Raw genomic sequence first — 22551 nt, forward strand, 5'->3', positions numbered from 1 at the left:
CGAATCAGCCCTGGACCTGCCGTGCCGATCGCGTGGCGGCGAAGGCCTTGCGCATGTAGTCATCCCGGCCGTAGACGTCGTCGAAATATTCGACCGCGCCGTCCTTGTTCGGCCAGGCGGTGAAATAGGCGATGTAGATCGGAATGTCCGCCTTCACGCTCAGCGCCTTGTTGCGGCCCGCCGCGATCTCCTTGCCGACATCCGCCTCGCTGACACCGAGCACGGCCGCCGCCATCTTGCGCGGCTCGGCAAGGCGCACGCAGCCGTGGCTGAGCGCCCGCATGTCCTTCTTGAAGAAGCTCTTCGACGGCGTGTCGTGCATGTAGATGGCGTGGCTGTTCGGGAAGAGGATCTTCAATTCGCCGAGCGCATTGTCGCCGCTCGGCGGCTGGCGCACGGAAACGCCCGCCGTCGAACCGTTCCAGTTGACCGAGGACGAGGGCACCGCGCGGCCTCCGACGGCAACCTCATAGCCCATCCGGTCGAGATAGGACGGGTCGTTGCGCAGCTTCGGCAGCATCTCGTTGATGATGATCGACTGCGGCACGCCCCAGTACGGATTGACCTCCACGGTCTGGATGCGGTCCTCGAAGAAATAGGTCTGGTTCGACTTCGAGCCGACGACCGTGCGCATGGAGAACTTTTCCGCACCATCCTCATGGTAATAGACCATGAAGGCCGGCTGGTTGATGAAGACATGGCGCGGGCCGAGATCGACCGGCAACCAGCGCGCCTGCTCAAGCGCCACTTCGAGCTTGGCGATCTTGTCGGTGACCGAATCGCCGCCCGTCAGCTTGCGGATCGAGGCCTTGCCGACGACGCCGTCCGGCTTCAGCCCGTTTTCCTTCTGGAAGGCCTCGACGAGCGAAACCAACTCCGGCGTATAGTCCGGCGTGCCCGTATAGCTCGCAATCGTCACGGAATGGTCGGTCTTCAGCGCATCGGAACCGTGCTTGACGATGCCCTTGACGATATTGGCAAGCTCGGGATTGCTCTGGCCCGGCTTCAAAAGCGTGTTTTCGGCGATCACCACGCGGTCGCCGCCTTCCGTCTCGGCGCGCAGCCGCGCGAGCTCGGCCTTCAGCGCCTGGAACTCGGCACTGGCCGGCGAGCGGCTTTCCAGATAGGCCTTGACGTTGCCGCTCAGCGCCACGTTCTTCAGCGCCGCGACGAGGTTGACGTCCTTGCGCTTGAAATCGTGATAGCCGGAAATACGGTTCGGATCGATGCGACCGCGCGCGGCGTCCTGCACATAGGTCGCGACGGCCGAGGACAGGGCGATCTCGAAGGTGGCGAGCTCGTTGTAGCGCCTGTTCATGTCGGCGCGGTCGAAGCCGTCAGACGGAATCTGCACCGCATAATCCCAGGGGTCGAGGCCGACGGAAGCGGCATCGGCCAGCACGGCGATGGCGGCCTTGGCCTTCTCGTTGATACCATCACCTTCAACCCAGACGAGTTTCTTGTGATCGCCGTAGAACGCCTCGACCGCCTTGGCGGCATCCGGCGTGGTGCGCACGTTGACCGTGGCGAAGGCGGCGCGAACGCCGGAATCGCCGGCCGGTACGACGTCGGCGGAAATCGAGCTGGTCACGACCGGGTCGGCCAGCTTGTCGACGGCGACGCGCTTCAGGGCGTCGGCCTTGTAGGTATAGTATTGCGGGCCGGTCACGCGCGGCAGCGGCTTTGCCGCCTGCCTCGCCTCGGCGTTCGGCATCATCACGCCGGTTTGCACGCCCGGAAGTTCCTCGCGCTTCGGCTCCTTCTTCTTGCCGCCGCGAAGGATATCCATCAGCGTAATGGCATTTGCGGGCGCGGCGTTAAGCGTGATGGTGGCGCAGGACAGAGCCAGCGCAGCGGCCAGCACGGCAGTCTTTGTCAGCTTCATATATATTCCATTCCCCGAATAAACCGCATGTCGCGGCCTCTGGTGGCGCCCGAACCAGCAGGCCGGTAAGTTATAGGAAAGGATGGTGAATGAAAAGGAAACGCCCCGGCCCGCCGGCCCTTCCGCGCCTCACGAAACCGTCATGCCGGACCCTTGCGGAAAGGACGCGCGGCTCCCCGTAAAAATTTGAATTGACGCGGATTTTCTTGCGTATGGCCGGTTTCGGAAGAACGGCCATCGGAAAGCATAAAAAATTTGTGCGCGCAGTTGTGATGGAAAAAGCACAGCCGCGGATCGGCCCGCCGCACCTTCGCCGGAGCGCATCCGGCGCCTAATCGATTTTAACCGAAAGTCTCGCCTTCCGCCGCCATTCCGCCCTTGCAACCGGGTCTGAGATGGGCCAGAGATTTGCGCGATTTTATCGCGCCGGCGCGGCCCTTCCCGAACGGCCCGCGCTCGCCCGGCCTGCCGCGTCCCATGCGGCGGCATCGCCGGCGGCAGGACGGAGCGCATGGGCTTTAAAGCGGGAAGCACAATGACATCGACGCGCACGGAAACGGATACATTCGGCCCCATCGAAGTGGACAACAGCCGCTATTGGGGCGCGCAGGCCCAGCGCTCGCTCGGCAACTTCAAGATCGGCTGGGAAAAGCAGCCGCTTTCGGTCGTGCGTGCCCTCGGCATCGTCAAGCAGGCCGCCGCCCGCGCCAACATGGAGCTCGGCCGCCTCGACCCGGCCATCGGCAAGGCCATCACGGAAGCCGCGCAGGAAGTCATCGACGGCAAGCTCAACGATCATTTCCCGCTCGTCGTCTGGCAGACAGGCTCGGGCACCCAGTCCAACATGAACGCCAACGAGGTGATCTCCAACCGGGCGATCGAGATGCTCGGCGGCGTCATGGGCTCCAAGAAGCCGGTGCACCCGAACGACCACGTCAACATGAGCCAGTCGTCGAACGACACCTATCCGACGGCCATGCACATCGCCTGCGCCGAACGCATCGTCCATGACCTCCTGCCGGCGCTCAAGCACCTGCACGCCGCGCTCGAAGCCAAGGTCAAGGCCTTCGACCACATCATCAAGATCGGCCGCACGCACACGCAGGACGCCACCCCGCTGACCCTCGGCCAGGAATTCTCCGGCTATGCCGCGCAGGTCGCCTCCTCCATCAGGCGCATCGAGCTGACGCTGCCGGGCCTTTGCGAGCTCGCCCAGGGCGGCACCGCCGTCGGCACGGGCCTCAACGCCCCGGTCGGCTTTGCGGAAAAGGTCGCCGACCACATCGCGAAGATCACCGGCATCGCCTTCAAGACCGCGCCGAACAAGTTCGAAGCGCTCGCCGCCCATGATTCGATGGTCTTCTCGCACGGCGCCATCAACGCGGCCGCCGCTGCGCTCTTCAAGATCGCCAACGACATCCGCTTCCTCGGCTCCGGCCCGCGCTCCGGCCTCGGCGAGCTCGCCCTGCCGGAAAACGAGCCCGGCTCGTCCATCATGCCCGGCAAGGTGAACCCGACCCAGTGCGAGGCCCTCACCCAGGTCTGCGCCCAGGTCTTCGGCAACCACGCCTCCCTCACCTTCGCCGGCAGCCAGGGCCATTTCGAGCTCAACGTCTTCAACCCGCTGATGGCCTACAACTTCCTGCAATCCGTCCAGCTCCTGTCGGACGCCGCGATCTCCTTCACCGACAATTGCGTGACCGGCATCGAGGCGCGCGAGGACAACATCAAGGCCGCGCTCGACCGCTCGCTGATGCTCGTCACCGCGCTCGCCCCGAAGATCGGCTACGACAACGCCGCCAAGATCGCCAAGACCGCGCACAAGAACGGCACGACGCTGCGCGAGGAGGCCGTCGGCGGCGGCTACGTCACGAACGAGGAGTTCGACGAGGTTGTGCGCCCGGAAAAGATGATCATGCCGGGTTGAAGAAGTTTCCTTGAATATAAACGACCGGAAGGCCGCAGATCGTTGGATTTGCGGCCTTTTTTCATAAGGCTTTCCGCTACGGCACACACAACCGTTAATCTTTCCCAAAGCATTTTCGCGGTATTTTACGGGATGGGTGTCAACGAACGGAATCAGGAGCAGCCGATATGAACACGGCAGTTGCGCAGAAGGTCCAGGTGCCGGACATCGCGGCACAGGTGACTTACGCCATGCGCATAATGGGCGTTTCTCCCATCCCGCGGAATTACGAGCTGTTCTACGAAGCCTATATCGGCTCCAATCCCAAGCTGACGCGGGAACTGGCTGCCCTTGGCAGCAAGGCCTCGCAGGAGGAACTGGACGAGATCGGCGCGCAATATTTCGGCCATCACCACGGCGCAACCGCCATCGACGGCGTGCACACCAAGATCGTCGGCGAACTGGAGGGCCTGCTGCGCCTTCTGCGGCAGGAGCAGACGTCGCTCGAAAGCTATAACAGGCTGCTCGACGAGACCTTCGTGCGCATCAACGGCAAGAACGCCACAAGCGTCGACATCATCAAGAGCGTCATCGGCGTCCTCACGCAGGCCACCGGCGACACCATCACCCAGGGCAAGGAGATGGTCGAGAATGTCACGCAGAAATCGCTCGAGATGGAGAACGTCCGCAAGGAGCTGGACGAGTACAAGCGCATCGCCAACACCGATTCGCTGACGCAGCTCTCCAACCGCCGCGCCTTCGACGACAAGCTCTCGGCCATCTACAATTCTTCGATGTCGCGCAACGTCACCGCGCTGATCCTCGCCGACATCGACCATTTCAAGAAGATCAACGACACCTACGGCCACCCGGTCGGCGACAAGATCCTCGCCTCCGTCGGCAGCCTGATCCGCGCCAATGTGCGCAAGGACATCCTCGTCGCCCGCACCGGCGGCGAGGAGTTCGCCATGATCGTGGAAGGCAACACAGAAGAAGAGGCGATGGCGATCGCCGAGCGCATCCGCATCGCGCTGGAGCACACGCCCTTCAAGAATTCCAAGACCGGCGTCAACTACGGCCCCATCACCATCTCGCTCGGCCTGTGCATGGCCTCCTGGGCGGAAGGCCCGGGCGAACTCTATTCCAAGGCCGACATCGCCCTTTATTGCGCCAAGAACGGCGGCCGGAACAGGACGATGCCTTTCGAGGACGGCATGAAGAAGGATTTCGTCAAGAGCTGGCTCATCTACCGCAAGTAAGGCCTTCCCGAACCTGTCCCGAAACGGCGCCCCTGCGGCGCCGTTTTGCATTTTGGCAACGAAACTTCTCCCATCGCGGAATTCGGCGGAACCGTGGCGGCATCCGAGCGTTTCCACGGCAAAAGGAGGTACGTGCCATGCAAACCGGATTTCTCGAAATGACGATGATCGCCGCCCTGATGGTCAGCAGCCTCATCTGGATCCAGCCCTTCTGACCATGCTGTCAGGCGGCGATGCGCCGCCTGTCCTCGGCCAGGAAATCGACGATGCGCTCGATGACGGGCTCGGCCGAGACGATGCGGCGGTGGCCGAGGCCGTTCGCCCATTCGAGCGTGACGTTCGCCCCTGAGGCGGCGTAGCGCCGGGCATGCAACGCCGGCACCTCCTTGTCGTCCTCGGCATGGATGACGAGGATCGGCGCATCGAGCCGCCCCGCCCCGCGCGCCGCATCGAACGCCGAAAGCGGCGCGCCGGCGATATGCTCGACATGCCCTTCCAGCGCTGCCTGCGCCGGCGGCCCAAGCCTCAGCAGGCGTCCCAGGTCCTTGAACAGCCAGCTCATCTCGCTCGGCGAGCCGATGGTGACGAGCCGGCGCGGCCGGTGTGCGGGAACCGACGGCACGAGGCCGCTCGCCGCGCAGGCGAGCGAGGCGCCGCCGAAGGAATGGCCGCAGAAATAATCGAACCCGCCGAAGCGTTGCCAGGCCGCATCGATGGCGCGCACGGCCATCGGCAGCGTCAGCGTGCGCCCGCGCGAGGCGCCGTGCCCCGGCAGGTCGAGCGCCACCACCTCATGCCCGGCGGCGACCAGCCGCTCCGTCAGGGCGGCAAGATAGGCCGCCCGCGATCCCCAGCCATGCACGACGAGAACGCGCCCGGCCGACGCCGCGTGGTCGCGCGCGGCGAAGCGATGCGCAACGGCCGTCCCGCCGGCGAAGGAGAGTTCGACGCGCTGCGCCTGCCGCATCCAGCCCTGCGAGCGCGCGAACAGCGCCTTCTCCTTCGCCGTCCGCGGCCGGCGCGCGGGCGTCGTCGCGAAGAGGCGGAAGGCGACGCGGCCGGCCGCATAGGGAGAAACGGCGGCGATGCCGGACAGCGCGCGCCGGATGACCTTCAAGCCAAAGGATGCCATAGTGGGAATCTCAAAAATGTTCAATGCTGAACAATAAAGTACAACGATGAACGAAAATCAACCCTTCCCCTGGGATCATCCGCGTTTTCGCAGCTGGATCGGCGTGGCGCGCGCATGCCAGCTCATGCAGCAGGCGATGACGCGGGCGATCGCCGATCTCGGCATCAAGACGCCGCATCTCGACATCCTGATCAACCTCTACCGCTTCGACGGCATCTCCCAGCAGGAGCTGGCCCGCAAGCTGCTCGTCGGCCGCTCGAACATGAGCATGCTCCTGCCGCAGCTCGAACGGCGCGGCCTGATCGTTCGCAGGCCCGACGCGAAGGACAAGCGCGTGCTGCGCCTTTCCTTGACCGAGGCCGGCCGCGACCTGACCCGGCAGGCAATGGCCATCCAAACCGGCATGATCGAGCGCATCCTCTCGCAGACACCCGCCGACCGCTGCCTTCAGGTCGCAGAAGCCATGGAGGACATCATCCGCATCCTCCAGGCGATGGAAGGCGATGAGGTCGCGGACGAGGATTAGGGTCCGTGGACATTTACTTTAACGCGATGATGGTTGCGACGAGGTGCCAGTTTGCAGCGTAACTACATGCAGTTTTCTCATACCGCGTTGCGATTGCTCGAAATTCCTTGATCTTCGCAAAGAAATTTTCGATCAGGTGTCGCCACCTGTATGCATGGCGATCAAAGTCGCGCTGCGTCTTTCTGTTGGCTTTTGGTGGAATGACCGCCGCTGTGCCACGCTGATCGAGTTCTGAAAGCAGCCAGTCCGCATCGAAGGCCTTGTCCGCGAGCAGCGCTCCGAACGACACATTGTCGATGAGCGGGGCAACCCCTTTCATGTCATGGGCTTGACCGGGCAACAGGTGAAAATCGAACAGGTTTCCAAGCGCATCGACCAGGGCGACGATTTTGATGGTCAATCCGCCGCGCGAACGCCCGATGGCCTGAGGTTGAGTCCCCCTTTTGCGCCACTGGCCTTCTGGTGAGCCTGGACTGCTGTGCCGTCCATGAGCGCGTATTCGAAGTCCGGGATGCCCCGGATACCTTTGAAAAGTCACTCGAACACCCCGGCTTTGGCCCAACGGCGAAAACGCCGGAACGCGCTGTTCCAGTTTCCGAACGCCGTTGGGAGATCACGCCATGGCAATCCCGTACGCACTCTCCACAGAACGGCTACAAGAAACACGCGGTTATCTTTGCCAGTTACTCCTCGATCTCCTTGCTTGCCGACAAGCAAGGGCTCAATGCGGGACCACGCCGCATCCGATACCACAAACCGTGTTTCGTCCATTCAAATCTCCAGTTGGGAAGCTTGAATCAGAAACGAGATCGCGAGTAAACCATTAGTGTCGACAGACACCAGCGCCGTCGATTGGCAAAAGTTAAGGATTTCCAATGCCTATACCAATGGAATACAGGCTTGCGGCCAAGGAATTCGATAATTTTCTGGCAGATGTCGCTATGAAAACGAATTTGGGTTCCAGACACCAGGCATATACAACTACGCAAGGAGTGTTTTTTTGTTTCAGGCGCAGGCTGAGTATTCATGATGCGATTTCATTTGTGCAAGTCTTGCCTGCAATGCTCCGAGCTTTATTCGTTAGCGATTGGAACACCAATGAGCTGCAGGAAAAATCATGGGATCGGGACTTGATGGCAGACGAGGTGAAGCAGCTTCGCAAGAATCACAACTTCTCCCCTGATACTGCAATTAATGATGTTGCCTGCGTTCTGCGCAAGTATGTAGATGAAGTCGCATTCGAACGTTGTCTGAAAAAACTGCCGCCTCATGCTCGTGCTTTTTGGCTTTAGAACAGATTTTATTGTCCACGGACCCTAGTCGCTTGCCTCTTCTTCCTGCGCGTGGCGCTGGCGGCCCTCTTCCGCGGCCGCCCGTTCGCGCGCGGTGCGTGCGGCGACGATGTCGGCCGGCTGGACATTGCCGCGGATGAGCTGGCGGCCGGCATAGATGCCGCCGACGGTTTCGAGCGCCAGGCGCTCCCGGTCGACGTCGCGGAAGTCCTCCACCACCTCGGCGGCAAGGTCGTCGTCCTCGCCGAGCGCCTTGAGCGTCTCGCGGCTGAAGAGCAGGGCCGATTCGAAGGTCTCGCGGATCTGGAAGTCGACGCCGGCATGGACGAGGTCGATGGCGTGGCCGCGGTCATAGGCACGGGCAAGCAGCGGCACGAGCGGGAATTCCTCGTGCACGACCTCCGCGATCTTCACCGCGGCTTCCTTGTCGTCGACGCAGATGAGGATCGCTTTCGCCGTCGCCGCGCCCGCGGCATGCAGGATGTCGATGCGCGAACCGTCGCCGTAATAGACCTTGAAGCCGAAGTCCGAGGCGTCGCGCACGAACTCCGCGTCCTTGTCGATCAGCGACAGCGTGTAGCCGCGGGCCAGCAGCGGCTGGCTGACGATCTGCCCGAAGCGGCCGAAGCCGATCATCAGCACCGTGCCCTCGACATTCTCCGGCAGCGTCAGCCCCTCGGTGGAGGGCTGGCTCTTGGGCACAAGCCGGTCGTGCAGGATGACGAAGAGCGGCGTCAGCACCATCGAGATGATGATGGTCGCCGTCAGGATGGCGTTCTGCTCGCCATTGAGGATGCCGGCGGCAACGGCGGCGGCATAGAGCACGAAGGCGAACTCGCCGCCCTGCGCCATCAGCACGGCGCGCTCCAGGCTCTCGCTGTGGCAGGTGCCGAGAAGGCGCGCAACGGCATAGATCAGCAGCGTCTTGGCGACCATGTAGCCGACGACGCTCGCCACCACGAGCTGCCAGTTGGCGGCGATGACGGAGAGGTCGATCGCCATGCCGACGCCGAGGAAGAACAGGCCGAGCAGGATGCCGCGGAACGGCTCGATGTCGGCTTCGAGCTGGTGGCGGAAGGACGATTCGGACAGGAGCACGCCGGCCAGGAAGGCCCCCATGGCCATGGAGAGGCCCGAGAGCTGCATGGCAAGCGCCGAGCCGAGCACCACGAGCAGCGCCGCCGCCGTCATCACCTCGCGCGCCCCGGATGCCGCCAGCACCCGGAAGAGCGGGTTCAGCAGGTACCGCCCGGCCAGCACCAGCGCGGCGATGGCGCCGATGGCGATGGCGATCGACAGCCAGCGGTCGGACGCATCCGTCGCCACCGCCCCGGTACCGAGCAGCGCGACGATGGCGAGCAGCGGCACGATGGCAAGATCCTCGAAGAGCAGGATCGCGATGATGCGCTGCCCCTTGAGCGTGGAGAGTGTCCCCCTCTCCTGCAGCATCTGCATGACGATGGCGGTCGAGGTCAGCACGAAGCCGGTGCCGGCGACGAAGGAGGGAATGAGCGGGAAGCCGAAGGCAAGCCCGATCCCGGTGAGCGCCGCCATGGCGCCGAGCACCTGGAACGTCCCGAGCCCGAAGATGTCCTTGCGCATGCCCCAGAGCCGGGAGGGCTGCATTTCAAGGCCGATGATGAAGAGGAACATCACGACGCCGAGCTCGGCGACATGGATGATCGCCTGGGGATCGGAGAAGAAGCCGAAGCCGAACGGGCCGATCGCCAGGCCCGCAGCAAGGTAGCCGAGCACAGAGCCGAGGCCGATCTTCTTGAAGACCGGCACGGCGGCGACGCCCGCCGCCAGCAGCACGACAACCTGGGTGAGATCGTTTGCGTTCGCTTCTGCTGCCAAAGGGCATCTCCCGTTCGTGTTTGGGGTGGACGCTACCTCGGGCAGGCAGTCCGGTGGATCATCGCGGCTTTTCGGAAATATCGCGGCTCATGCCCTTCTCCGCAAGCTCGCGCTCGTAATCGGCAAAGAGGTCCGCGCCCTTTTCCCCGAGTTCCCTGAGATAGGACCACGTATAGATGCCGGTATCGTGAAAGTCGTCGAAGCCGATGCGGACGGCGTAGTTGCCGGTCGGGATCATGGAGATGATGGCGACGTTGCGCTTGCCCGGCACCGTCACCTTCTGCCCCGGCCCGTGGCCCTGCACTTCGGCGGATGGCGAAAGCACGCGCAGCAGTTCGGCGGAAAGATCGAAGCTCACACCGTCGTTGAAGGTGACGAGAAGGCGCTGTCGGTCCTTGGACACACGCAGCTCGGTCGGCCAGAGGTCGCTCATGCCTGATCCCTTTCCATTCGATTTCGCGAAGGACTATGCCGCAAGCCGGGGATGCGCAAGGCCGAAAATGCTGTCATAATCGCCGCATCGGCTTGACGGAGCGCGCCCCGCGCACGACATGTCGATAAAGGAGACGTAGTTTGAATTCGCATGCAGGACCCTGGAATGGCGCGAACGCGCTCGCGCGATCCGAAGCGCCGATGATCGACCCCTTCGGACGGGCGATCACCTACCTGCGCGTCTCGGTCACCGACCGCTGCGATTTCCGCTGCACCTACTGCATGGCGGAAAACATGACCTTCCTGCCGAAGAAGGATCTTCTCACGCTGGAAGAACTGAACCGGCTCTGTTCCGCCTTCATCGCCAAGGGCGTGCGCAAGCTGCGCCTGACGGGCGGCGAACCGCTGGTGCGCAAGAACATCATGCATCTCGTGCGCGCGCTCGGCGCCCATGTCCATGCCGGCCGCCTCGACGAGCTGACGCTGACGACGAACGGCTCCCAGCTTGCAAGACACGCGGCCGAGCTTGTCGACTGCGGCGTGCGCCGCATCAACGTCTCGCTCGACACGCTCGATGCGGAAAAGTTCAGGACCATCACCCGCTGGGGCGAGCTTTCCAAGGTCCTGGAGGGCATCGACGCGGCGCAGGCGGCAGGCCTCAAAATCAAGATCAACGCCGTGGCGCTGAAGGACTTCAACGACCGCGAAATCCCCGAGCTGATGCGCTGGGCACACGGCCGCGGCATGGACCTCACCCTCATCGAGACCATGCCGATGGGCGAAATCGAGGAGGACCGCACGGACCGCTACCTGCCGCTCTCGCAAATGCGCGCCCGGCTCGCCGAGGACTTCACCCTCACCGAAAACGCCTACCGCACCGGCGGCCCGGCGCGCTACGTCACGGTCGGGGAAACCGGCGGGCGCCTCGGCTTCATCACGCCGATGACGCACAATTTCTGCGAAAGCTGCAACCGCGTCCGCCTCACCTGCACCGGCACGCTCTACATGTGCCTCGGCCAGAACGACGCGGCCGACCTTCGCCTGCCGCTGCGTGCCTCCGAGGACGACGCCCTCCTCTCTCAGGCGATCGACGAGGCGATCGGCCGCAAGCCGAAGGGCCACGATTTCATCATCGACCGCCGCAACCGCCCGGCCGTCGCCCGCCATATGAGCGTCACCGGCGGCTGATCGCCGGAACGGAGGCCAGGTGAACCGTCTTCTTGCAGCCCTCCTCTGCATCGCCCTTGCCGTGCCCGGCCTCGCGGCCGACCGCCCGGCCGGCATCGCCGCCGCCGAGGCCATCGCCAAAGCGGCTCTCGGCGAGAACTGCGACATGAACGGCATGGAGGAGGTTCCGATCGCCGGGCCCGGGGCGGAAGGCCTCGCCCATTCCATCTACCGCTTCTCCTACAAGCCCACCTACAATCCCGACGGCGAAGAGGTTCAGGCAGAGCTCTACCTGCTCTTCTGCGGTTCCGGCGCCTACAATATCCGCAATGCCGTCGTGCTGAAGACGAGCGATGACGACACGCCGAAGCTCATCGCCTTCGCCATGCCTGAGATCGACTACAGCTATGCGGACGACAATCAGGACAGGCTGAAAGCCGAGCCGAGCGTGCGCGGCTTCCGCGCAACGCCCCTGCTGGTGAACGCCGGTTTCGACGAGAAGAGCCGGACGATAAACAGCCACACCGCATGGCGCGGCATCGGCGATGCCTGGGACAGCGGTGAATGGGTGTTCCGCAACGGCGATTTCGTGCTCACCCGCTTCGAATTCGACCCAACCTACGGCGACCCCCTGCCGGACGTTCCGGAAAGCTATGTCGTCTACGAGGCGGGCAGGTAAGGTCCGATACGAAAACGGCCGGGCTTTCGCCCGGCCGCTCCAACCGCGATGTCCGATCCTCAGGCCGCATGATGCCGGCCGTAGCCGTCGTCCTGCCGCAGGTCGAGGTCCCGGGTCTTGAAGTGGTCGATCTTCTCGTTGAGGTTCTGCACGCGCCGGCGCAGGCCGTGGATCTCGGCGGTGTTCTCCTCCACCATCGCCGCATTCTGCTGCGTGATGAGCTCGACCTGGTGCACCGCCTGGTTCACCTCGTTGATGCCCTCGTATTGGGCGGCAGCGGCGGCCTCGATCTTGCCGACGAGCGTGTGGATCGAGGAGATGTGCCGGTTGATCACCGTCAGCGCCTCGCCAGTCTCGGTGACGAGGGCGACCCCGTTGCGGACCTGCGCCGAACTGTCGGAGATGAGCCCCTTGATCTCGCGGGCGGCACCCGCGCAGCGTTGGGCCAGCTCGCGCACTTCCTGCGCGACGACGGCGAAACCCCGGCCCGCCTCGCCCGCCCGCGCCGCCTCGACGCCGGCATTGAGAGCAAGGAGGTTCGTCTGGAAGGCGATCTCGTCGATGACGCCGATGATCGTGCCGATCTTCTCCGAGGAGCGGTTGATCTCGCCCATCGCGTCGACCGCCTTGGCCACGACATTGCCGGAGCGCAGGGCATAGCTGTGCGTCTCGTTGACGGAGACGGCGGTCTGCTGCGCGCTTTCGGCCGTCGAGCGGACGATCTCGGTGAGCTGGCGGAGCGCCCGCGAGCTTTCCTCCAGCGCCGCCGCCTGCTGCTCGGTGCGGCGGGCGAGATCGTCGGCGGAGACGGCAAGGTTGCCGGTGCCGCTGTTGATCTCCATCGTCGTCGCGCGAACGTCCGAAAGAGTGACGCGCAGCGCCTCGACCGCATTGTTGTAGGTGCGGGCCATCGCGACATATTCGGCGGCCAGCGCCTCCGTCATGCTTTCCTCCAGATTGCCGGCGGCAAGCTGGCCGAGGACGTCGGACAGCGCCGTCAGCGCCTCCGTCTGCTCCGCCTCGATGCGGGCGCGATCGCTGGCGCGGCGGGCCTGCTCCTCGGCGGTGAGCTGGCGCTGGGCCTCCGCCTCCCGCTCCAGGCGGATGTTCTCCAGCGCCGCATCGCGGAAGACGGCGACCGAGCGCACCATGTCGCCGATCTCGTCGCCGCGGTTGCGGCCGTCGATGCTGATGTCGAGGTCGCCGCTGGCAAGCCGCGACATGGCCTCGGTGACGCGCTTGAGCGGTCCGCGCAGGGTTTCCACCAGCATCAGGCCGCCGACGATGGCGAGCAGCGTGCCGGCGACCATCGCGATGATGGAGACGTTGGCCGAGCGCTGGCTGTCCTTCTTGCCGGCTTCCTGCGCGCTGGAGACGAACTGCTCCAGCGTCTGGCTGGCATCGGCGACCGAGGCATAGGCGGCGATGCGCGCGGCCTGCCACTTCTCGCCGACGGAGATGAGGTCCTGCGTGCCCCGCTCGATCCTGGCGAGCGAGGGGGCGAGCTTTTCCGAGAGGTCGCGCAACGCCGCGTTCTTCGCACCGAGGCCGGCAAGCTCGCCGGCACTGGCCGAAACGGCCTTCACGTCCGCCAGAACGGCATCCCGGCTCGCCTGGTCGAGCTTGCGGTGCAGCTCGCTGATATGCAGGCGCGTTTCGTCGATGCCCTTGAAGGTATCGCCCATCAGCGTGATCAGCGTCTTGAGGAGGGCGATCTCCGCGTCCATGCCGACGAAGCGCTTGGCCGCCGTGTCGGAATTCTTGCCGGCCTCCTTCAGGAAGTCGGCGTCGAACTTGGCGAGCCTGGTCAGCACCGGCACGAACTTCGCCTTCTTCGCCTCCGCATCGTCGCTGCCGGCGAGGATCTCCTTGATGGTGGTAATCTCGGCCTCGAGCGGCGTGATCTGCTCCAGCGCCTTCGCGGAGGCGATCGCCCTGGATTCGCCGAGCTGCTTGAGGAGCTGCGGCAGGTAGTTCTCCGCGGCCTTCACCTTGTCCTCCGCCTTCATCGCGAGGGCGACGGGCTTGCGGAACTTGCCGATGCGCTCGGAAAGGCCCTGGTAGGCGGCGGCGTCGAAGAGAAGCGCCTTGGCGAAAGCTTCCTTTTCACCCGATTCGCCGCGGATGACCCCGATCTGCTTTTCGGCGAAGGCGCCGTCCCTGGCCATGGCGGCAAGCGCGCCCTCGAGCTCGGCGGTCACGGCGTTGCGCTGCTGGTCGATGGCCCAGAGCGTTTCGGTCTGGTTGCGCATGGTCGCGGCGAGCGCGACGACGGAGGCGATCTTCGCCTTCTCCGTCGCATCCGGCAGCAGCGCGTCGAGGTCGCGGATACCGTCCTCCTGCTCGTCGATCCGCGCGGTGAGCGCGTCCCGCGTTTCCTCCCCCGGCCGGTCGACGAAGTCCTGAAGCCCGGTGCGCAGGTTCTGGAAGTGCGACAGGCTGCTGATCGTCTCGCGCGTCACCGTCATGTGGCCGTTCAGCGTGCTCGCGGTGAAGTAGCCGACAAGGCCGATGCCCGCGATGAGGGCGACCAGAGGAATGACGAAGAGCAGCACCTTCGTGACGATGCGGCGCTGCTGGAGCAGGCGGTCGATGAATGACATGGGGTTCCCCGACGTTTCTTATGACGGCCAAGATTTCCCAGGGTGCTTGTCAAAGCCGAAGCGGCCGCTCAGGCTCGCCATGCGAGCGCGGCCGGCGTTTCGCTGTCGGGGCGCCTGCCGCTCTTCCATCAGGCGGCGCGCCCTCACCCGCCGCATCATGCGACCGCTCGTTGGGATGAGGCAACGATAGGTGGCGAAGCTTAATGAAATCCTTCGTAACGGCGGCAGCAATTCGAGCTGCCGCCACCGGGGGCGAGGCTTTTTCGCCCGTTTTTCGCCCATTTGCCCGCTCTTTCGCCATCGATGCCGTTTGTTTCGGTCGATCTCGCGGGGCGTTGCGCCTATGACGGGAAGGTACACGCTCGGAATCACCTGCATGAACTCTTCCGGAAACGCCAGGGGCGCACTCTACATGGTCATCGCCATGGCCGCCTTCACCTGCAACGACGCCCTCGTCAAATCCGTCACCCATGCCATGAACACCGGCCAGATCCTGTTCGTGCGCGGGCTGATGACGAGCGTGCTCGTCCTCGTGATCGCCCGCAGCCTGGGCGCGCTCGGTTCCTGGCGGATCGTGCTGCAGCCGGCCATGGCGCTGCGCCTTTCGGCCGAGATCGTCGCCTCGCTCGCCTATGTCTCGGCACTCGGGGCCATGCCGCTCGCCAACACGTCGGCGATCCTCCAGTCGCTGCCGCTCGCCGTCACGCTGGGCGCGGCGCTGTTCCTCGGCGAGGAGGTCGGCTGGCGGCGCTGGCTCGCCATCGCCGCGGGCTTCGCCGGGGTGCTCATCATCATCCGCCCGGGCCCGGAAGGCTTTTCCATGGCGGCGATCTATGTCGTCGCCTCCGTCGTCGGCGCCGCCGCCCGCGACCTTTCCACGCGCAGGATCAGGAGCGACGTGCCCTCCATCTTCATCAGCGCCGTGACCGCGATCGCTATCACCCTCACCGGCGCCGCGCTCGTCGTGCCGATGGGCGGCTGGAAGCCGATGTCGCTCGACGTGCTCGCCCGGCTCGCGGCGGCAAGCGGGCTGCTGCTCGTCGGCTACCAGACGATCGTCGGCGCCATGCGTTTCGGCGAAATCTCCTTCATCGCGCCGTTCCGCTATACGAGCCTCATCTGGGCCATCGCCATCGGCTTCCTGTTCTTCGGCGACCTCCCGGATTTCTGGATGACGGTCGGCATCGTCATCATCGTCGCGTCGGGCCTCTACACCTTCTACCGCGAGAACCGGCGCAGGGCCGAGATCGTGGCGCAGGGCTCGAAACCCGAATCCCCGTGACATCCTAAGCACTTGCAGCCATGCGCCGCAGCGCCTAGATCGAATGGAGGAACGTAAAGGGGAGCAACATGGCACCGACGGAGGCGATACCGGGCGTGATCCTGGCCGGGGGCCTGTCCTCCCGCATGGGGCAGGACAAGGCGCGCCTGCGCCTCGGCGGCGCCTCCCTCGTCGATCGCGCCGCCCGGCGGCTGCGCCCGCAGGTCTCGTCCCTCGCCGTCAACGCCAACGGCCCGGTCCTTTTTGCCGAAGGCGAGGAACTGCCGGTCTTCGCCGATCTCGATCCCTCGCGCTCCGGCCCGCTCGGCGGCGTGCTCGCCGCGCTCGACCATGCGCGCCGCTGCCATCCCGAAGCCAGCCACGTCGCGACGGTGCCGACGGACAGCCCCTTCTTCCCGGCAGATCTGGTCGCCCGGCTTTCCCGCGCCATCGATGCGCCGGAGCGCATCGCCGCCGCCCGCTCGGCAAGCGGCCCCCACCCCGTTTTCGCGCTCTGGCCTGTCGCGCTCATGGACGACCTTGCGCAATGGCTTGCCGGCGGGGGGGCCCTGCGCGTGCGCAGCTACCTCGAACGCCACCAGGCACGGGAGGTGCTGTTCCCGCCGGTCGAAACGCCGCGCGGCGCGTTCGATCCCTTCTTCAACATCAACACGCCCGACGATCTCGACGCGGCGGAAAACTGGCTCTGGGTGCTGGAACGATGACGCGACCGAGGATATTCGGCATTGCCGGCTGGAAGAATTCCGGCAAGACGGGTCTTGCCGTGCGGCTCGTGGCGGAACTCGTCGCCCGCGGCTACCGCGTCTCCACCATCAAGCACGCCCATCACGATTTCGATATCGACAAGGTCGGGGCCGACAGCTACCGCCACCGGCAGGCCGGCGCGCACGAAGTCACCATCGTCTCGGGCACCCGCTACGCCATCATGCGCGAGCTGCGCGGTGCGCCCGAACCCGCCTTCGAGGAAATCCTCGCCCGCCTCGCCCCCTGCGACCTCGTGCTCGTCGAAGGCTACAAGCGCGAGCCGATCCCGAAGATCGAGGCACGCCGGCTGGAAGCGGCCAACCGCACGCCGCTCGCCCCGGAAGACCCGCATATCGCGGCCATTGCCGCCGACCACCCGGTGACGGACACGGCCCTTCCCGTCTTCGACCTCGACGACACCGCGGCCATCGCCGATTTCGTCGTCCAGGTGGCGGGCCTGCCGGCGCCCGCCTGAACAGCACGCATGAAAAAGGCCGCGGGAGAAATCCCGCGGCCTTCCGTTTTCCGTGAGCCGGATCAGTTCGCGCTGGCGACCGGGCGGACCAGCGTCGTCACGCGGCGGATGGTGACGCGGCGGTTCTGCTGCTCGGCGGCCTGGGTGCGCACCTTCAGGAAGCGCTCGCCGTAACCCTGCGTCTGCAGGTTTTCCGGCGGAATGCCGTAGACCTCGGTGAGCAGGCTCGCGACCGATTCGGCGCGCTCGTCGGAAAGCACGAGGTTCGACTTGTCCGAACCGACGGCGTCCGTGTGGCCCTCGATCAGGAAGGTCTCGCCCGGATCCTTGTCGAGGACCTTCTGCATGGCATCGGCCACCTTGCGCAGCGTGCGGGCCTGCGACATCGGCACCTCGGCGCTGCCGGTGGCGAAGGTCACCGTGTCGAGGTCGATACGGCGCACCTTGTCGCGCAGGCGGGCGGAGTGCTTCACCTCCTCGATCGTGTAGACGCGCTCCACGCGCTCGACCGGCGGTTCGGAGAGGAACTCGTAGTAGTCCCGGTCCGGATCGCTCGACGTATCGACAATGTAGTCACGCACCGGAATGCGCAGGCGCATCGGGGGCAGCTCGTAGCCGACGTCGATGAAGTCGGGACGCGGCGCGTCGTCCTCCTCCAGTTCCGGCGCATAGACGAGGATGTATTCGCGGCCGTCCTCGCCGACGCGCGAGCGCTGGATGATGTCGCCATAGCGGTTGTAGATCGTCACGATCCGCGCGCCGCCGGGACGAAGGATCGTTTCGCGGACGCGACCGCGGGCGAGATTGTCATAATAGACATCCTCGGAGTCGCGGCGAAGGCGCGGGCGATCGTCGCCGCGCACGACGAGCTGGTTGCCGATCGACAGGACCATGCGGTTATCGAACCGCTCGACCACGTCCACCCGCGTGACGTTGTTGTTCACCGTGTTGTTGTTGACGGTGGTGTTGTTGACCACCGTGTTGTTGATCACGGTGTTGTTGATGACATTGGTCGTCTGCGGCACCTCGAAGACCGGCACGGCGTCGAGGCGCTTGCCCTTCTCGTTGTTCGCCGCCTCGATCTTCTGCGACACCGCCTCGCGCACCTCGGGCGAGATGTCGGCCTGGGCCGACCCGTCGTCTTCCGGCGGGGGGGCGGCCTCTTCCTCGGCCCGCAGTTCCTCGCGCTTCTTGCGGCGCTCGTCGCGGCTGGTCTGGCCGCCGGCATTGTCGGCGTCCTTGTCGCTGTCGAGCACGGCCGCGCCGTTCTCCACCGGCAGCACGACCGTCTCGTCGGTCTTGCCCGGGTCCTCGGCGATTTCCTGCTTCTGCTCTTCCGTCAGCGTCTCGACGACCGGAGCCTGTTCGCCCGCGGGCTGCTCGCCGCCTTCGGCCGTGGCCGGCGGCTGCTGCTGCTCGCCGCCCGTCTCGGACGTTGCCGGCTGCTGCGCGCCGTCTTCAGCGGTCGAGGGCAGCTGCTCGGTCCCGGTCTCTGCGGGCGCCTCTTCGCCGGTCACCGCCGGCTGCTCGGCCTCGCCCTGATCCGGCTGCCCGGTCTGCTGCTCCTCGACCGGCTGTTCCTCGGCGGGCTGCTGCTGCCGTTCCTTGTTCCGCCGCTGCGGCTTCTCGCCGGCCTTCTGCTCTTCCGCCTGGCGCTTCTGCTCTCCGGCGGCGCGCTGGGCTTCCTCGTCGGCGGCCTTCTGCTGTTCCTCGGCCTGGCGCTGCTGTTCCTCCGCAGCCTTCTGCTGCTCCTCCGCCTGGCGGTGGGCTTCCTCGTCCGCGGCCTTCTGCTGTTCCTCGGCCTGGCGCTGCTGTTCCTCGGCAGCCTTCTGCTGCTCCTCCGCCTGGCGCCGGGCTTCCTCGTCGGCGGCCTTCTGCTGTTCCTCGGCCTGACGCTGCTGTTCCTCGGCGGCCTTCTGCTGCTCCTCGGCCTGGCGACGGGCTTCTTCGTCGGCCGCGCGCTGCTGCTCTTCGGCCTGGCGCTGCTGGTCCTCGGCAGCCTTCTGCTGCTCCTCCGCCTGGCGCCGGGCCTCTTCCTCGGCCTGGCGCTGTTCTTCCTGCTGCTTCTTCAGCAGAAGCAGCTCTTCTTCACTCGGCTGGCCCTCGCCGGAGCTGTCCTGCGCAACCTCGAAAGGCTTCATCAGGGCGTCCGCCAGCGAAGGCGTCGCGATCAGCGACGCCGAGAGCACGGGAAGCGCCACGGTGGCAAAAAGTCTTGAGCGGAAAGTCATCGTTCTGTCCTCACGGTGTCCCGTCTGTTGTTTAGAGAGCTGCCTGCCGGCTCTTGCGACCGGTCGGCAAATCGCCCGTCTTCCAGCAAAGGCCTAGCCAGAAGCGCCTGAACGCCGGCTGAACAACCCTCTGTTGACCGACGAGATAGGTCACGCCCCGGACATGGCCAGAGGCGGGCGCGAAATTGTCGGGGAAACGGGGCGGAATGACGGCGGAAAACCAGTTGATTTTCTGGCGGAAAACGGTCGATTATCCCCCCAAGCGGACAACCCTGCCCGCTTGATTTCAAGGCCCGGACAAGAACAAGAACCGGAGCGCCTTCAACTGAGAGGACTAAAATGCGTATCTCCAAACGTTTCACGCTCGCAGCCTCGGCTGCGGTCATCGCGCTGTTTGCCTCGTCCGCCGCGATGGCAGACGGCGAGAAGATCGTGATCGGCACGGAAGGCGCCTACCCGCCCTTCAACAACCTCGAATCCGACGGCACCCTGACCGGCTTCGACGTCGACATCGCCAAGGCGCTGTGCGAGGAAATGAAGGCGGAGTGTACCTTCGTCACGCAGGACTGGGACGGCATCATCCCGGCGCTCATCGCCAAGAAGTTCGACGCCATCGTCGCCTCCATGTCGATCACCGCCGAGCGCAAGAAGCAGGTCGACTTCTCCAAGAAATACTACAATACCCCGCCGGCCATCGTCGTGCCGAAGGATTCCGACATCAAGGAAGCGACCCCCGAGGCGCTCGCCGGCAAGACGCTCGGCGCCCAGGGCTCCACGACGCATTCCAACTATGCCGAAGCGCATATGAAGGACGCCGAGGTCAAGCTCTACCCGACGGCTGACGAGTACAAGCTCGACATCGCCAACGGCCGCATCGACGCCGTGATCGACGACGTCGTGGTGCTTTCCGAATGGCTGAAGACCGACGACGGCGCCTGCTGCAAGCTGCTCGGCACGCTGCCGATCGACCCGGTCATCAACGGCGAAGGCGCGGGCATTGCGGTGCGCAAGGGCGATCCGCTCGCCGACAAGTTCACCGCCGCGATCGCCGCAATCCGCGAGAGCGGCAAGTACCAGGAAATCAACGCCAAGTACTTCCCCTTCGACGTCTACGGCGACTGATAGGCAACATCTTTCTCTTCATGCGGGTTTTTTCTGACCCCATCACCAGAATGCAGCGGCGGGAGGGCTTGCCCTTCCGCCGCATTTGCTTGAGAACTCGAACATGGGCGCCGTTCCGCCATAGCAACGCCGTCCATGCAAGCAAAAGACGGGGCGCATAAAGCGCCTTAACAAGAAGCGCAAAGCGCATCGGGGGTTCTGGCATGGGCGGGTTCTTCACCGCTATTGCCGAGGCGGCATCCGCGTTCCTGGGGATCATCGATCCCCTCTGCGGGCCGATCGGCATCTTCAAACTGTTCGCGGGCAATACGCTCCTGGCTTGCGGCGACGCCGGCTGGGGCGACGAGATCGCCCTCGGCTTCCTCGTCACCGGCACGCTCGCCGTCGCGACGCTGCCCATCGGCCTCGTCATGGGCTTCTTCATCGCGCTGGCCAAGCAGTCGGAGGAAAAGTCGCTGCGGCTGTCGGCCAACATCTACACCACGCTCTTCCGCGGCCTGCCGGAACTGCTGACGCTCTTCATCGTCTATTACGGCCTGCAGATCCTCGTGCAGAACTTCATGACGGCCATCGGCTATGACGGCAGGGTGGAGATCAACGCCTTCGCCGCCGGCATGGTCGCGCTCGGCGTCGTCTTCTCGGCCTATTGTTCCGAAGTGCTGCTCTCGGCCTTCAAGGCCATTCCCCGCGGCCAGTACGAGGCGGGGTATGCGCTCGGCCTGCACCGCGGCCGCACCATGCGGCTCATCGTCCTGCCGCAGCTCATCCGCGTCGCCCTGCCCGGCCTCGGCAATCTCTGGATGGCGCTGCTCAAGGACACGGCGCTCGTCTCCGTCATCGGCCTTCCGGACATCCTGCGCCAGACGGGCGTCGCCGCGCGCGTGACCAAGCAGGCCTTCGAATTCTACGCGATCGCCTGCCTGCTCTTCCTCATCCTCGCCTTCCTCTCCTCGCTGGTCTTCTCGGCGATCGAGGGATGGGCCAAGCGCTCGGAGGTTGCACGATGAGCCACGTCACCGCCCTCCTTCCGCCGCAGGCCCCGCCCCCCGCCCCCGCCAAGCCCTTCACCACCGGCCGCTTCTTCGGCAACCTCTTCATGGGCGTCTGGCTGGCGCTCACCGTCGGCATCTTCCTTATGATGGTCGAGGGCTGGGATCCCGAGAAATTCACCAAATACGGCCCGAGCTACCTTTCCGGCCTCGGCGTCACGCTGCTGCTCGTCGGGCTTTCCGTCGTTCTCGGCGGCATCCTCTCGCTGCCGCTCGCCTTCGCGCGCATGTCGAAGAACAAGGCCTTCTCCTGGTTCGCCTATGGCTATGTCTACTTCTTCCGCGGCACGCCGCTGCTCACGCAGCTCTTCCTCGTCTATTACGGCCTCGGCAGCTTCTCCGCCGAGCTGAAGGCCTGGGGGCTCTGGTGGTTCTTCCGCGATGCGTGGAACTGCGCGCTCCTGACCTTCACGCTCAACACCGCCGCCTACCAGGCCGAGATCCTGCGCGGGGCGATCGAGAGCGTGGCGCGCGGCCAGCACGAGGGCGCCGCCGCGCTCGGCCTGCCGAAAAAGATCGCCTTCTTCAAGATCATCCTGCCGCAGGCGCTCATCGTGGCGCTGCGCCCCTACGGCAACGAGATCATCCTGATGATCAAGGGCTCGGCCATCGTCGCCATCGTCACGGTCTTCGACCTGATGGGCGAGACCCGCCGCGCCTTCTCGCGCACCTTCGACTACCAGGCCTATCTCTGGGCGGCGCTGCTCTACCTCATCATCGTGGAGCTGCTGCGCAACCTTTGGGCCTGGCTGGAAGCGCGCCTGACGCGCCATCTCAAGCGCTGAACTCCATGGCAGCACTCGGCAAAGGGTGCTGCCAACATCCTGATTTCACGAAAATTTTCCCGACGCCATCCGCATTTTAAGCTTCCGTTAACCTTGCGGGCGCTCAATCATAGGGACCATCATTC

18 protein-coding genes and 1 pseudogene are annotated in these 22551 nt (G+C 64.9%); 12 read left to right on the forward strand and 7 right to left on the reverse strand.

Annotated elements, in window-relative coordinates:
- Window positions 1-4: 4 nt before the first annotated feature.
- The gene (locus L0976_RS01260; RefSeq protein ID WP_234185678.1) at window positions 5-1885 is read right to left on the reverse strand and encodes a murein L,D-transpeptidase; all 1881 of its coding nucleotides are present in this window, start codon (window positions 1883-1885) and stop codon (window positions 5-7) included.
- 511 nt (window positions 1886-2396) lie between these two features.
- On the opposite strand from L0976_RS01260, the gene fumC reads away from it, so the two are divergent.
- Together fumC and L0976_RS01270 are read left to right on the forward strand one after the other, a co-directional pair.
- Window positions 2397-3812 (forward strand): class II fumarate hydratase, encoded by a 1416-nt coding sequence (fumC, locus tag L0976_RS01265; protein ID WP_233290756.1) that lies wholly within the window; start codon window positions 2397-2399, stop codon window positions 3810-3812.
- A 167-nt stretch (window positions 3813-3979) separates the two neighbouring features.
- The gene (locus L0976_RS01270) at window positions 3980-5050 is read left to right on the forward strand and encodes a GGDEF domain-containing protein (RefSeq protein ID WP_203319096.1); all 1071 of its coding nucleotides are present in this window, start codon (window positions 3980-3982) and stop codon (window positions 5048-5050) included.
- A 223-nt stretch (window positions 5051-5273) separates the two neighbouring features.
- Here L0976_RS01270 and L0976_RS01275 read toward each other — a convergent pair whose 3' ends face one another.
- Window positions 5274-6182, reverse strand: a complete 909-nt coding sequence (locus tag L0976_RS01275; protein WP_234185679.1) for an alpha/beta hydrolase — start codon at window positions 6180-6182, stop codon at window positions 5274-5276.
- A gap of 46 nt (window positions 6183-6228) precedes the next feature.
- Here L0976_RS01275 and L0976_RS01280 point away from each other — a divergent pair, with 46 nt between their 5' ends.
- Window positions 6229-6708 carry a MarR family winged helix-turn-helix transcriptional regulator gene (locus L0976_RS01280; protein WP_203319098.1) on the forward strand — a complete coding sequence of 160 codons (480 nt, stop codon included), beginning with the start codon at window positions 6229-6231 and terminating at the stop codon, window positions 6706-6708.
- 13 nt (window positions 6709-6721) lie between these two features.
- Here L0976_RS01280 and L0976_RS01285 read toward each other — a convergent pair.
- Window positions 6722-7479, reverse strand: a pseudogene (locus L0976_RS01285) (IS5 family transposase).
- Window positions 7480-7583: 104 nt separating this feature from the next.
- On the opposite strand from L0976_RS01285, the gene L0976_RS01290 reads away from it, so the two are divergent.
- A complete protein-coding gene (locus L0976_RS01290; protein WP_234185680.1) occupies window positions 7584-8000 on the forward strand; it encodes a DUF2267 domain-containing protein in 417 nt (138 codons plus the stop codon).
- A 24-nt stretch (window positions 8001-8024) separates the two neighbouring features.
- Here the strand turns inward: L0976_RS01290 and L0976_RS01295 are convergent, their stop codons facing one another.
- Window positions 8025-9857: a monovalent cation:proton antiporter-2 (CPA2) family protein gene (locus L0976_RS01295; RefSeq protein ID WP_234185681.1), complete on the reverse strand. Its 1833-nt coding sequence runs from the start codon at window positions 9855-9857 to the stop codon at window positions 8025-8027.
- A 58-nt stretch (window positions 9858-9915) separates the two neighbouring features.
- Entirely contained in the window at window positions 9916-10290 is a 375-nt protein-coding gene (locus L0976_RS01300; RefSeq protein WP_234185682.1) for a gamma-butyrobetaine hydroxylase-like domain-containing protein, read from the reverse strand.
- 200 nt (window positions 10291-10490) lie between these two features.
- Between L0976_RS01300 and moaA the strand changes: the two genes are divergently transcribed.
- Complete coding sequence (gene moaA, locus L0976_RS01305) at window positions 10491-11477, forward strand: GTP 3',8-cyclase MoaA (RefSeq protein WP_234185683.1); 987 nt, start codon at window positions 10491-10493, stop codon at window positions 11475-11477.
- A gap of 19 nt (window positions 11478-11496) precedes the next feature.
- Complete coding sequence (locus tag L0976_RS01310) at window positions 11497-12135, forward strand: DUF1176 domain-containing protein (RefSeq protein ID WP_234185684.1); 639 nt, start codon at window positions 11497-11499, stop codon at window positions 12133-12135.
- Window positions 12136-12194: 59 nt separating this feature from the next.
- Here L0976_RS01310 and L0976_RS01315 read toward each other — a convergent pair whose 3' ends face one another.
- Window positions 12195-14738: a methyl-accepting chemotaxis protein gene (locus L0976_RS01315; protein ID WP_234185685.1), complete on the reverse strand. Its 2544-nt coding sequence runs from the start codon at window positions 14736-14738 to the stop codon at window positions 12195-12197.
- Between the two features lie 376 nt (window positions 14739-15114).
- On the opposite strand from L0976_RS01315, the gene L0976_RS01320 reads away from it, so the two are divergent.
- From L0976_RS01320 to mobB, 3 genes are all read left to right on the forward strand, one after another.
- Entirely contained in the window at window positions 15115-16020 is a 906-nt protein-coding gene (locus L0976_RS01320) for a DMT family transporter (protein WP_234185686.1), read from the forward strand.
- A 68-nt stretch (window positions 16021-16088) separates the two neighbouring features.
- Window positions 16089-16724, forward strand: a complete 636-nt coding sequence (gene mobA, locus L0976_RS01325; RefSeq protein ID WP_203319104.1) for a molybdenum cofactor guanylyltransferase MobA — start codon at window positions 16089-16091, stop codon at window positions 16722-16724.
- Window positions 16721-17239: a molybdopterin-guanine dinucleotide biosynthesis protein B gene (mobB, locus tag L0976_RS01330; protein WP_234185687.1), complete on the forward strand. Its 519-nt coding sequence runs from the start codon at window positions 16721-16723 to the stop codon at window positions 17237-17239. The genes mobA and mobB overlap by 4 nt, the downstream gene beginning before the upstream one ends.
- Window positions 17240-17301: 62 nt before the next feature.
- Here mobB and L0976_RS01335 read toward each other — a convergent pair whose 3' ends face one another.
- Window positions 17302-19470 (reverse strand): OmpA family protein, encoded by a 2169-nt coding sequence (locus L0976_RS01335; RefSeq protein ID WP_234185688.1) that lies wholly within the window; start codon window positions 19468-19470, stop codon window positions 17302-17304.
- Window positions 19471-19809: 339 nt separating this feature from the next.
- Between L0976_RS01335 and L0976_RS01340 the strand changes: the two genes are divergently transcribed.
- From L0976_RS01340 to L0976_RS01350, 3 genes are all read left to right on the forward strand, one after another.
- Window positions 19810-20592, forward strand: a complete 783-nt coding sequence (locus L0976_RS01340) for an ABC transporter substrate-binding protein (protein ID WP_234185689.1) — start codon at window positions 19810-19812, stop codon at window positions 20590-20592.
- A 203-nt stretch (window positions 20593-20795) separates the two neighbouring features.
- Window positions 20796-21599, forward strand: coding sequence for an ABC transporter permease (locus tag L0976_RS01345; RefSeq protein ID WP_203319108.1), 804 nt, complete (start codon window positions 20796-20798; stop codon window positions 21597-21599).
- On the forward strand, window positions 21596-22426 hold the full coding sequence (locus L0976_RS01350; RefSeq protein ID WP_234185690.1) for an ABC transporter permease: 831 nt from the start codon (window positions 21596-21598) through the stop codon (window positions 22424-22426). The genes L0976_RS01345 and L0976_RS01350 overlap by 4 nt, the downstream gene beginning before the upstream one ends.
- Window positions 22427-22551 lie beyond the last annotated feature (125 nt).

Source organism: Shinella sp. NM-101, from assembly GCF_021401195.1.
Classification (GTDB): Bacteria; Pseudomonadota; Alphaproteobacteria; order Rhizobiales; family Rhizobiaceae; genus Shinella.

Coding starts and splice junctions, on each gene's coding strand:
- L0976_RS01275 (WP_234185679.1), bottom strand. CDS start 6,182: ATGGCATCCTTTGGCTTGAAGGTCATCCGGCGCGCGCTGTCCGGCATC.
- mobB (WP_234185687.1), top strand. CDS start 16,721: ATGACGCGACCGAGGATATTCGGCATTGCCGGCTGGAAGAATTCCGGC.
- L0976_RS01320 (WP_234185686.1), top strand. CDS start 15,115: ATGAACTCTTCCGGAAACGCCAGGGGCGCACTCTACATGGTCATCGCC.
- L0976_RS01280 (WP_203319098.1), top strand. CDS start 6,229: ATGAACGAAAATCAACCCTTCCCCTGGGATCATCCGCGTTTTCGCAGC.
- L0976_RS01315 (WP_234185685.1), bottom strand. CDS start 14,738: ATGTCATTCATCGACCGCCTGCTCCAGCAGCGCCGCATCGTCACGAAG.
- mobA (WP_203319104.1), top strand. CDS start 16,089: ATGGCACCGACGGAGGCGATACCGGGCGTGATCCTGGCCGGGGGCCTG.
- moaA (WP_234185683.1), top strand. CDS start 10,491: ATGATCGACCCCTTCGGACGGGCGATCACCTACCTGCGCGTCTCGGTC.
- L0976_RS01335 (WP_234185688.1), bottom strand. CDS start 19,470: ATGACTTTCCGCTCAAGACTTTTTGCCACCGTGGCGCTTCCCGTGCTC.
- L0976_RS01300 (WP_234185682.1), bottom strand. CDS start 10,290: ATGAGCGACCTCTGGCCGACCGAGCTGCGTGTGTCCAAGGACCGACAG.
- fumC (WP_233290756.1), top strand. CDS start 2,397: ATGGGCTTTAAAGCGGGAAGCACAATGACATCGACGCGCACGGAAACG.
- L0976_RS01270 (WP_203319096.1), top strand. CDS start 3,980: ATGAACACGGCAGTTGCGCAGAAGGTCCAGGTGCCGGACATCGCGGCA.
- L0976_RS01260 (WP_234185678.1), bottom strand. CDS start 1,885: ATGAAGCTGACAAAGACTGCCGTGCTGGCCGCTGCGCTGGCTCTGTCC.
- L0976_RS01345 (WP_203319108.1), top strand. CDS start 20,796: ATGGGCGGGTTCTTCACCGCTATTGCCGAGGCGGCATCCGCGTTCCTG.
- L0976_RS01340 (WP_234185689.1), top strand. CDS start 19,810: ATGCGTATCTCCAAACGTTTCACGCTCGCAGCCTCGGCTGCGGTCATC.
- L0976_RS01350 (WP_234185690.1), top strand. CDS start 21,596: ATGAGCCACGTCACCGCCCTCCTTCCGCCGCAGGCCCCGCCCCCCGCC.
- L0976_RS01290 (WP_234185680.1), top strand. CDS start 7,584: ATGCCTATACCAATGGAATACAGGCTTGCGGCCAAGGAATTCGATAAT.